Source organism: Staphylococcus sp. FSL K6-0223 (assembly GCF_038008285.1).
Map to the genome: position 1 here is coordinate 1,923,230 of NZ_JBBOYX010000001.1, position 11,119 is coordinate 1,934,348.

General features: G+C 29.8%; 13 protein-coding genes. 4 read left to right on the forward strand and 9 right to left on the reverse strand.

Annotated elements, in window-relative coordinates; genetic code table 11:
- Nucleotides 1-23: 23 nt before the first annotated feature.
- From MHI13_RS09555 to MHI13_RS09580, 6 genes are read right to left on the reverse strand one after another with little or no spacing between them, the layout of a single operon-like run.
- Nucleotides 24-1,028 (reverse strand): 5-oxoprolinase subunit C family protein, encoded by a 1,005-nt coding sequence (locus tag MHI13_RS09555; RefSeq protein WP_019834930.1) that lies wholly within the window; start codon nucleotides 1,026-1,028, stop codon nucleotides 24-26.
- Nucleotides 1,028-1,732: a 5-oxoprolinase subunit B family protein gene (locus tag MHI13_RS09560; protein WP_019834929.1), complete on the reverse strand. Its 705-nt coding sequence runs from the start codon at nucleotides 1,730-1,732 to the stop codon at nucleotides 1,028-1,030. The genes MHI13_RS09555 and MHI13_RS09560 overlap by 1 nt, the downstream gene beginning before the upstream one ends.
- A 41-nt stretch (nucleotides 1,733-1,773) precedes the next feature.
- Nucleotides 1,774-1,980, reverse strand: coding sequence for a hypothetical protein (locus MHI13_RS09565; RefSeq protein ID WP_049379636.1), 207 nt, complete (start codon nucleotides 1,978-1,980; stop codon nucleotides 1,774-1,776).
- Nucleotides 1,981-2,033: 53 nt separating this feature from the next.
- Nucleotides 2,034-2,642: an aminotransferase class IV gene (locus tag MHI13_RS09570; RefSeq protein WP_019834928.1), complete on the reverse strand. Its 609-nt coding sequence runs from the start codon at nucleotides 2,640-2,642 to the stop codon at nucleotides 2,034-2,036.
- Nucleotides 2,643-3,785, reverse strand: coding sequence for a chorismate-binding protein (locus MHI13_RS09575; protein WP_049379638.1), 1,143 nt, complete (start codon nucleotides 3,783-3,785; stop codon nucleotides 2,643-2,645).
- Entirely contained in the window at nucleotides 3,769-4,362 is a 594-nt protein-coding gene (locus MHI13_RS09580; RefSeq protein ID WP_017175960.1) for an anthranilate synthase component II, read from the reverse strand. The genes MHI13_RS09575 and MHI13_RS09580 overlap by 17 nt, the downstream gene beginning before the upstream one ends.
- Nucleotides 4,363-4,692: 330 nt before the next feature.
- Between MHI13_RS09580 and queC the strand changes: the two genes are divergently transcribed.
- The 4 genes from queC (at nucleotide 4,693) to MHI13_RS09600 (ending at nucleotide 7,219) form a co-directional block, all read left to right on the forward strand.
- On the forward strand, nucleotides 4,693-5,370 hold the full coding sequence (gene queC / locus MHI13_RS09585) for a 7-cyano-7-deazaguanine synthase QueC (protein WP_017175961.1): 678 nt from the start codon (nucleotides 4,693-4,695) through the stop codon (nucleotides 5,368-5,370).
- Nucleotides 5,367-5,786 (forward strand): 6-carboxytetrahydropterin synthase QueD, encoded by a 420-nt coding sequence (gene queD, locus MHI13_RS09590; protein WP_017175962.1) that lies wholly within the window; start codon nucleotides 5,367-5,369, stop codon nucleotides 5,784-5,786. Before queC ends, queD begins: the two co-directional genes overlap by 4 nt.
- Complete coding sequence (gene queE / locus MHI13_RS09595) at nucleotides 5,786-6,502, forward strand: 7-carboxy-7-deazaguanine synthase QueE (protein WP_017175963.1); 717 nt, start codon at nucleotides 5,786-5,788, stop codon at nucleotides 6,500-6,502. Before queD ends, queE begins: the two co-directional genes overlap by 1 nt.
- Nucleotides 6,503-6,610: 108 nt before the next feature.
- A complete protein-coding gene (locus tag MHI13_RS09600) occupies nucleotides 6,611-7,219 on the forward strand; it encodes a hypothetical protein (RefSeq protein WP_049382080.1) in 609 nt (202 codons plus the stop codon).
- Between the two features lie 44 nt (nucleotides 7,220-7,263).
- Here the strand turns inward: MHI13_RS09600 and MHI13_RS09605 are convergent, their stop codons facing one another.
- The 3 genes from MHI13_RS09605 to MHI13_RS09615 all read right to left on the reverse strand — a co-directional run bounded on the left by MHI13_RS09605 (nucleotide 7,264) and on the right by MHI13_RS09615 (nucleotide 10,697).
- Nucleotides 7,264-8,247, reverse strand: a complete 984-nt coding sequence (locus MHI13_RS09605) for a glycosyltransferase family 2 protein (RefSeq protein WP_070548256.1) — start codon at nucleotides 8,245-8,247, stop codon at nucleotides 7,264-7,266.
- A gap of 127 nt (nucleotides 8,248-8,374) precedes the next feature.
- Nucleotides 8,375-9,214 carry an aldo/keto reductase gene (locus MHI13_RS09610; RefSeq protein WP_017175966.1) on the reverse strand — a complete coding sequence of 280 codons (840 nt, stop codon included), beginning with the start codon at nucleotides 9,212-9,214 and terminating at the stop codon, nucleotides 8,375-8,377.
- A gap of 112 nt (nucleotides 9,215-9,326) precedes the next feature.
- A complete protein-coding gene (locus MHI13_RS09615; RefSeq protein ID WP_049382083.1) occupies nucleotides 9,327-10,697 on the reverse strand; it encodes a hemolysin family protein in 1,371 nt (456 codons plus the stop codon).
- Nucleotides 10,698-11,119: the final 422 nt, after the last annotated feature.

Here is an 11,119-nt window from a genome sequence, read left to right on the forward strand (position 1 = left end):
ATTCAATATTTTGATGATATTTTTTATTTTAACATTTCTAATTGCATTCGAAATTCGATACCGTGAAATAATTGATTCATCCAATTACTAAACTTCACAGTATTTTTTTCAGCCGTTTCAATATCTATAAATTGAAATTTCAAACGAGATCCTCGTGGTTTTTGAGCAAGTTTAGTTAAATGATAGCTTGCTATAGTACCTATTTGTGGATAACTTCCAATAGTGTAATGATCATTTAATAAAATAATAGGTGTACCATCACGTTTTACTTGAATAGTGCCCTTTTTTACTGGTTGATACTCAGGCATATCTTCATAATATGCTTTAATACTAGGACCCTCTAATAACATCCCTACACGATTAGACTTATTCGTTACCTTGTACTCTCCATGTATAAATGTTTGTTGTGTTTCAGTATCAAAATCATTTGTTCCTTTATTAGCAATGACATGAAATACATCAGAAACATAATTAAACGATAAAGCATAACCATCAATTCCCCAACTTGTTGTTCGCTGATGTGCTAAATTTTCAAAAAGTTTACGGTGTCGTGATGTATAATCACGTTTCATTTCAATTTCATCGCCTTCTTGAAGTGTTCTTCCATGAAACCCTCCAACACCAACATTTAAATCTGTTGACGTTGAATTTAACCAAGAATCTAATTTAAATCCTCCTCCAATAGCTAAATAAACACGAGATGTTGTACTCGTTTCTTTGAAAGACAATACTTCTCCTTTTTCTACTAAATACAATTTATAAGGTTTAATTTTCATATTTTCTGTACACGCTTCAAAGTGATGACCTGTTAAGGCAATTAAAGTAGGCTCTGTGAATCTAATTTTCGCCATAATATGTGTCATTTCTAAAGTTGCTTCGTTTTTATCATTTGCTACAAGACGATTCGCAATTTCATGTCCTAATGTATCTAATGCACCGCCAGGGATGACTCCCTCATATTCATACCCTTGGCGTCCAAAGTCTTGGAACGTGCTAAAAAGTCCAGGTTTTTCTATTATGATTGACATTATTTAAAATCTCCTAATTCAGTATCATTTGGATTTTTAGGATGAAATAAGACATTATCTCCTAATTTTAATAAATTAAAGTTATCGCGCTCTGGTGAAAATAATTTAATTGGGGTATAGCCAATGACTAACCAATCGTTATAAGTATCTGTCGTTACAATGCCACATTTTTTCCCTTCAATAATGACAGAACCTGCAGGTACTCTTTTTTTCTTGTGACTTGTATGATTAACATATAATTTTTCATTCATTCCTGTTAAATAAGGAAAGCCTGGAGAATATCCCATCATAGAGACAAAGTAATGTGATTTTGAATGAAGTTGAATAAATTCCTCTTTGGATAGACGATAGTATTTTAATAGAGCCTCTAAATCAGGTCCAAATTGATCACCATAAACCACAGGAATATTATGAAAATGACACGCTGTTTGTTTATTTTCGATATGTTCTAATTCAGTCTGAATTGAATTTACAAGTGCCTTCATATATTGAAATGGCGATGAAATATTATAATGTTTAATCATATCTCGAGCATCATAACAAATCATCATACTAGACTCTGTAGGTACAATATCAGTGATGAAAGGTAAGTCTTTATTTAATAAATGTGTACGTACAGCAATTAAATTTTTTGTTACATCTTCAGCGACTTCTTGTTCAATATCTATAATAATCGCTTGGTCTCCTTGACTATAAATTTTCATTATTGCACCTCTTATTACATTCTAAATTATTTGAATTTATTTTATTGATGATAAAATAAATTTAATAAATGCGTAGCATATGGCATGATAGACTGAATTAAAAGATATACTAGTACAAATTGAAACAACACAGTCATTGTGCCTACAATACGCGGTAGCATGATTAGATTATCCTTCAAATATCGATTGATTATATATTTACTTAAACTATTGAGTAGTACGATAAGTATTAACCATAATAATGCCATAATCTTCTCCATTATTAACTAAATTAAATTTCACAATATTTATCAAATGTATTTTATATATAAATAGATACCCGAGCAACTTCACGTAGACTATTCAGCAAATAAACTTCTACTTCTTCATTTTCCAGTTTTATCATTAATTCATCTTTAGTATAATCTTTCAGCTTAAGTTTATGATTTTCTAATAAACTTTCTCTCATACATCCTCGTAAAAAATCTTTATTATATCGTGGCGTATAATAGTTTCCATTTTCTTTAATCATAATATTTCCAATATCAAATTCTAAAATTTTACCACTATCATCATACAGTAGTATCAAATCTGTTTCATGATTATGCGTTAAATATGTTCTTTCTGTTGTTTTATTTATAATAAATTTTTGTGGATAATCATTGTTAGACTTTTTAAAACGTGCAGTAAAAATGTCTTTAGAAGATAATGGCTGAATAACGTGGGTAAATTGTCCGTCTTTATCAATTTCTATTTTCAAACGATATAAGTGGTCATTATAATTTTGTTTTAAATTTTCAATATAACTATACCAAGCAATCTCTGAAAACTGAAAACCTAATTGTGAACAAGATTGACGTAAACGACGCGTATGATAGTTTAGCCTTGGTATATGACCATGATTAAGTCGCATTGTTTCAAATAATTTCAATCATAACTCCTCCAATATTTTGGTTTTGTCTCGAAATTCTTGAATTTCATTTAATGGAACAGAATCAATGGTAATTCCCGCACCTACCCCGTAAAGAGCCAGATTATTTCGATATTCTACTGTTCTAATTGGAATGTTAAAAATCATTTTATCATCTGGTAACAATAAACCTATTGTGCCGCAATAAATATGTCTTGGACTGGTTTCTAAATGTTTGATATAAGCCATAGTACTTTGTTTAGGCGCACCAGTGATAGATCCACATGGAAACATTGCTGTTAAAATTGAATGAAGCGATATAGCATCTTCTAGTTGCCCTGTTACCATACTTGTCATTTGGTATACGGTTTGATACGTTTCAATAAAAAACAATTTATAAACTTCGATGGTTCCAGTTTTTGAAATTCTTGACATATCATTACGTAATAAATCAACGATCATTACATTTTCTGCTCTATCTTTATGAGAATACATTAATGCTTCATAATTCAACTGATCTTCTACACTATTTTTCCCACGTGGCATTGTTCCTTTCATCGGCTTACTAACAATAATGTTTGCTTTATTGTTAAACGTACCTTTTTGAAAAAATAACTCTGGAGAAATTGACGCAACTTTTACTTCTTCGGTATCTAATAAAGCTGTATAGCCACCGTTATTGTTGTGAGTTAAATAGGTATATAACGTTGAAATAGGATAATGTACTTTACTGGATAAACGAGTAGTATAATTAACTTGATAAGTATCTCCTTCTGTAATAGCTTCTTGTATTTTAATAATTTTTCTTCTCATTTGTTCTTCACTTTCTTGAAATTGAAAATGATGTACTGAATGATATTGTATATTATCCTTATTATTATCAGAGTTTAAGGGTTGATTAAAAGCGTATGCAGCAGCGTATACTTCTTTTTCTATTAAGTGATACGTTTCTAATTGATTATTAAAAAATGGCGCTGATTCATAAGTTAAATATAACGCTACATAATGCCCCTTTTTCTGTTGTTCTTCAGCAAATTGAATAACTTCACCTACTTCTTCTAAAGAATAGGCAATTGATTTTGAAATATATTGATCAAATCGCAATTGATAATTGATGTAGTCATCTTCATTAGTATAATAACGGTAATTAAACGTAATATTCATGTGTTTTTCCTACTCTCTCTATAAAGTATTGAATCTGCTGATGACCATATTCACTTAATATAGATTCAGGATGATACTGTACTGCAAAAATAGGTAGTGTATCATGTTCAAATGCCATCATAATACCTTCATTATTTGTAGCTGTAATATTTAATTGAGAAGGTAATTGTTGCCTATTAGCAATTAAAGAATGATAACGCATAACATTAAAATTTTGAGGTAACTGTTTGAAAAGTCCTTTACCTGTATGCATTATAGGTGTTGTATGACCATGAACGGGCTTTGGCCCATGCATAATTTCCCCTCCATAATATTCATAGATGAGTTGAAACCCTAAACAGATACCTAATATAGGCACCGATGAGGCGTATCTATCTAAAACGCTTTTCAAAATTGGATAGTCACTTGGTTTTCCCGGACCTGGAGATATGACAATAGCTTCAATTGTTAATTCTTCAAGTAATGCTACAGTCACTTCTGTTACCTTTATTACCTTTACACAATGAGAAGTTTTTGTTTTTATGTAATCAATCAAGTTATATGTAAATGAATCATTATTATCTATGACTATAATCATAATTATTTCCAACCTTCAAAATAATATATTAAAATACAATTTTATATAAGCGCTTTTTTTAATATTCTATAAACTAGCACTTGATTTTAAGATATGAATATATTAAGCTATCTATCGTATAATTCGAATATAAAGAGGTTCCTAGCTGAAACCCTCTATAAAAAACTAGACCTTTGTAGAAATATTTATATAAGCTTTTTAATGTACATATGTTCTACATCTTTTAAGTCTATCTTTTTATAGAGATAGGCTTTTTTTATATTTTATATCCAATGTTTTCATTCTATTTCATCATAAATTAAAAATATTAACTTTTAAAGGAGAAACGTTATGCCAAACAGTGTTTTGAATTCTGAAAAAGCAATTGTTGTGTTTAGTGGTGGTCAAGATAGTACAACCTGTCTTTTCTACGCCAAAAGACATTTTAAAGAGGTTGAACTTGTCACATTCAATTATGGGCAAAGACATAATACAGAAATCGAAGTAGCTTCTAAAATAGCAAAAGATCAAGGGTTGAAACACCATATTTTAGACATGTCTTTACTATCTCAACTTACTCCAAATGCATTAACAAAACATGACATGAAAATTGAGACAGGAGAAGATGGTATACCAAATACTTTTGTACCTGCTCGTAATTTATTATTCTTGTCATTTGCTGGAGCTCTTGCTTATCAAGTGAATGCGAAACACATCATTACGGGTGTATGTGAAACAGACTTCTCTGGTTACCCAGATTGCCGAGATAGTTTTATTAAATCTATGAATGTCACACTTAGTTTATCTATGGATAGAGACTTTGTTATTCATACACCCTTAATGTGGTTAGATAAAACGCAAACTTGGGAACTCAGTGATGAATTAGGTGTCCTCGATTATGTGCGCCACAATACGCTTACATGCTACAACGGTATTATTGGAGATGGATGCGGAGAATGTCCAGCTTGTAAATTAAGACAACGTGGACTTCATCAATATTTAGAACAAAAAGGAGATGCGTCATTATGATACAACAAGTTTATCCTACAGTGAATCACCCTTATACATTTGAATTAAATAAAGATTTCAATTTTTCTGCGGCACATTTTATTCCTAGTGAAGATGCTGGAAAATGCATGAGAACACATGGACATACTTATTTTGTTAACTTAACTATTGTTGGAGATACACTCGACCATAATGGATTTTTAATTAATTTTAGTGAATTAAAACGATTGGTCCATGACCAATTTGATCACTATTTATTAAATGATTTACCTCAATTTAAAGATAAAAGTCCTTCTACTGAAATTGTGGCACAGACAATTTTTGAAATCGTACAAGCTCATCTTAACGAGTATGACAATAAACCTAAATGTGTACAAGTGTATTTACGTGAAACACCATCAAGTTATGTTGTCTATCGTCCAAAGGAGAATAAATAATGCCTTCAAAAATACCAGTTTTAGAAATTTTTGGTCCTACTATTCAAGGAGAAGGACGAGTTATAGGACGAAAAACAATGTTTGTCCGCACAGCAGGATGCGATTATCGTTGTAGTTGGTGCGATTCCGCCTTTACGTGGGATGGTAGCGCTAAAGATGATATAGAGTTATTAACTGCTCAAGACATTTATGATCGTTTAAAAGAAATTGGCGGTAATCAATTTGATCATGTCACTATTTCTGGAGGTAACCCTGCATTAATCAAAGGAATTCAAGATTTAGTAGATTTATTTGAAGAAAAAAATATTTTTACGGCATTAGAAACCCAAGGCAGTAAATTTCAACCTTGGATGCGACAAATTAACGATTTAACAATTAGTCCTAAACCGCCTAGCTCTAATATGGTGCCTAATTTAGAAATATTAGATGATGTCATAGAACAATGTATACCATCAACATTGAACTTGAAAGTAGTTGTTTTTGATAAAGAAGATTATCAATTTGCTAGAATGATTCATCATCGTTATCCTAATATTCCATTTTATTTGCAAGTAGGAAACCCTTATTTAGATGATGATGTTGAACATCATACCGAAAAATTACTTGGTCGCTATGAAACCCTTGTAGACACAGTAATGAATAGCAGTGATATGAATCACGTGTATGTTTTACCTCAGTTACATACATTGTTATGGAGTAATAAGAAAGGTGTATAATTAGTAAATTATAATAGAATATTATTTATTAAGTGTTTTGAAATGATTAAGTTTATTTTAATTGCTATAATATTTTAATGAACTACACACACGTGATAGGAGTACACCATGATTATATATGTATTTATTAATATAGCCATTACAATATGTGTTCTGGGTTTTGATTTATATCGGCATCATTTCAAACAACTAACGTTTAACTCCGTTCTATTATCCATTGTTATCAATGCTATTATTAATAGTATTGTGATTGAAAAGTTCAATTTTATAACATTTGCTTCAATTATATTTTTCTTAAGTTGGACAATCCTACAATATTATTTAAATCGTAAACATATATACTTAATGATTTCAGAGTATAAATCTCTTGCATTCATTTTTGCAATTATGATTAGTTGCTCATTATTTATCACTTTTGAATCTAGCGATCAATCAGTCTATATGTCTATTCCTTATTTAGCTCCAGCTATATTTATCGTAGGCTTAAGTATTGATTTCATAAGTACTTTTTCAAAAAATGAATTGAATCATCTTAAATTTTTGAGTAAGCTACAACATCCTATTATGATTGGTCATACAATTATTATTATTTCAATTATACTTTTGACCTTATTAACGTCATTTTGGTATATCTTCATAATTATTTATGCTTTATTTGATATATATTTATTGTGGCAACTCAAACATAATCATATTGAAAATGACTTAAAAAAATAAACATGTAAGAAGCTATGATGTAAGAGCTTTTACATGTTTATTTTTTATTGATAAATTTTTTCTTTTTCTGCAACTACTTTTTCAATAGGTGCTTTTAAATTGGAAGCTTCTACAATATATTTTGGTCTTTGTTTTACTTCGTAATAAATTCGCCCAATATATTCGCCAACTACACCAATAGACATTAACTGAATGCCACCTAATAACAATACAGCTGCTATTGTTGTAAAGTAACCTGGATGATTAATTCCATTCATTAAAATGCCTATTAACAAATAAATAATATAAATGATGCTTAATCCAAAGATAAACATTCCAAGATATATCATTGCTCTCAGGGGTTTATTATTAAATGATATTAATCCATCAATCCCATAATTTAATAACTTGGTAAATGTCCATTTAGATTCTCCAGCTTCTCGTTCTACATTTTTATAAGTAAAAATCTTTGTATTATATCCTATCCATTCAAATAAGCCTTTAGAAAATCGATTATATTCATTTAATGAAACAATCGATTTAACTGCACGTTGACTTAATAATCGAAAATCTCCTACACCATCACTAAATTTAATATCTTCGACAAAACTATTAATGAGCTTATAGTACAACTTTGACATTGTTTTACGTGCAACATTTTCACCACTACGATCTCGTTTAGCGACAACTTGATCAAACCCTTGTTGATACATTTCAACCATTTTAGGTATAAATTCCGGAGGATGTTGTAAATCTCCATCAATCATTACGACTGCATCAAAATTCACACTGTGTTGAAAACCAGCAATCATTGCTGCTTCTTTACCAAAATTTCGACTGAAAGAAATATATTTAACATGTTCATCGTATTCCGCTAAATGTTGTATATGCTCAATCGTATTATCTTTACTACCGTCATCAATAAATAACAAGTCATAATAATAACGACGAGTGTTACTATTCTCCGTCAAAATTTCAGTCAATCTATCGTAAGTTTTTTTTACGACTTTACCTTCATTGAAGCAAGGTATAATGACTCTGATTTTCATCTAATTACATCCTTTTCTACATTCTTTCTAATATTGTATCAATAAAATCAATAAACATTCTACTAATAACCATGTAATTAACAAATAATTAACATTAACTCTAGCTTTTGTAATAATTTAAACTATATTATTTTAAATCACCTATTGCTACATCATCTGGATCTTTACCTTGACGTGCATTTCTATTTAAACTATCAATTTCCGCAATCTCAGTAAGTTCTAAATTAAAGTCAAAAATATCATAATTTTCACGAATACGAGATGGCGTTTTTGATTTAGGAATAATAATTCTGTCATGGGCTAGATGCCAACGTAATACAATTTGTGCTGGTGTTTTGTCATATTGTTCTGCTAATTTTGTAATTACTGGATCATCTAATAATCCTCGATTTCTCATAAGTGGCATCCAAGCTGTAACAGTAATATCATGTTTATCACAATAATCTTGTACATCTTGTTGATTAAAATAAGGATGAACTTCTATTTGATTAATTTGAGGTACAATAGTTGTCTCTTTCATCAAAGTTTCTAAGTGATGGGGTTTAAAGTTACATACACCAATCGCTTTAATTTTACCTTCATTATATAATTTTTCTAATGCTTTATAAGATTCAATATATAAGCCATCTTTTTCACATGGCCAATGAATTAAATATAAATCTAAGTAATCCAATCCTAAGTTTTCTAAAGATTTATTAAAATATTCTAATGTATTATCATATCCTTGATAATCATTCCATAATTTAGAAGTAATAAATACGTCTTCTCTTGCAATATCACTGTTGTTTAAAGCTTTACCTAGTGCTTGTTCATTACCGTAAAAATAAGCAGTATCAAATGCACGATATCCCGCTTCTAATGCTGTTTGTACTGCGGTTTCCATCTCATCATCTTCCATTTTATAAACACCTAGTCCTACTTTAGGCATTGGGTAACCATTATTTAACACTTGTGTATCATTTATCATTTGTGCCACATCCTATTCAATATAATTTCTCAACTAAAAAATAGCATAACTTAATTTCTTTTACGCATACAAATAAAGACACTTAGGTTTACATACCCAAGTGCCTTTATTTTTATTCATCCGATTCATGTTTGTGATCGTGATTTTCTTCTTCCTCTTCATCACTAATCACAGGTCTTGTTTCATTAAATTGGTATTTAAGTACAACCCATACCAATTGATGATTATCCATTTCAGAAACAATCCATCGATCGTATTTTGTATCTATATAATCTTCAACTTGAAGATTAGTATTGTGTGCTTGTAACCATCCACCAATTGTATCGATATCTTCAGAATCTTCAAAAGTGATATCAAATTTTTCATGTAAATCATCAAGTAAGACACGTCCGTTAATTTGATACATATCTTCCTCTAATTTAACAATATCATTTATTTCATCGTCATCAAATTCATCTCTGATTTCACCGACAATCTCTTCAAGAATATCTTCCATTGTTAGAATACCAGCAGTACCACCATATTCGTCAATAATAAGACTAATATGAACATGTTCACGTTGCATTGAAACTAATGCATCGCTAATACGAGTTGTTTCTGAAATCATAGGTAATTCATGAATATAATTAGAGATTTTAATTGTTTTACCTGAAGCATATTCTGTTAAAAATTCTTTTACATTAATAAAACCTTTTATATGGTCTTTATCCCCATCTTCAGTAATTGGATAACGTGTAAATTGATGTTCTTTAATCGTTTCAAGTAATTCGTCAACATTAAATGGTTCGTTTAACGTTACCATTTGTGTACGTGGAACCATGATATCTTTCGCATGTCTTTCGTCAAATGAAAAGATATTTTGCATGTAATTCAGTTCTGTTTGATTAATTTCTCCACCATTATAACTATTATTAATAATAATTTTAATTTCTTCCTCAGACATTGCATCTGCTTGCGCATCAGGATTAACACCAAGCATTCTAATAATTACTCGTGCCGAACCATTCATTAACCATATTAATGGTTTCATGACATTACCAAAATAATATAATGTTCTAGCATAAGTTAATGCTAATTTTTCAGTATGTTGTATTGCTATTGATTTAGGTGCTAACTCACCTAACACTACATGTAAATAAGTTACAACAATAAACGAAATCACAAATGAAATGGTTGTAGTTACTGCACTTGGCAAATGTAATAGATTAAAAAGTGGATGTAATAGTTTTTCGAATGTCGGTTCACCTAACCAACCTAAACCTAAAGATGTAACTGTAATACCAAGTTGACAAGCTGATAAATAATAATCAAGATTAGCAATCATCTTTTTAACAATTTTTGCGCTTCCATTACCTTCATCAGCAAGTTGTTCAATTCGTGTTGAACGTACTTTTACTAATGCAAATTCAGATCCAACGAATACAGTTGTTAAAGCGATTAATAGAAAAAATATTACTAAATTAATTATGGTCACTGTTTCCAATTAGTTCCCTATTTCTAGGGATTCACCTCCAAATATTATGTGTCTCTAATGAGTAACACGAATTTAATACGTCATACTTATCACCGTTATAAAAGCATGTTAAGACCTTCCCATCAAGACACCCCCAAAAAAATGTATTACTTTAATTTTACCATATTTCTATACTAAATGGTTAAATAAAAATAAGAAAGCTTTTAACATTTAAAATCATTTAAAAAGCATTATATACTGATTTTCTTCCTACTATTTCATATATACTTTAATGGTCCTTGTAATAAATTTTTAAGAAAATCAGAAAAACGATATATAAGGGATTTTTTAATTAAACACTATAAAAGTGCAATAATAGTCCAGGATGGTTATTTGTTTCTTAAACTCAAATTCCCATTTAAAACTAATCTATAGTAATAGTCAAGTATATA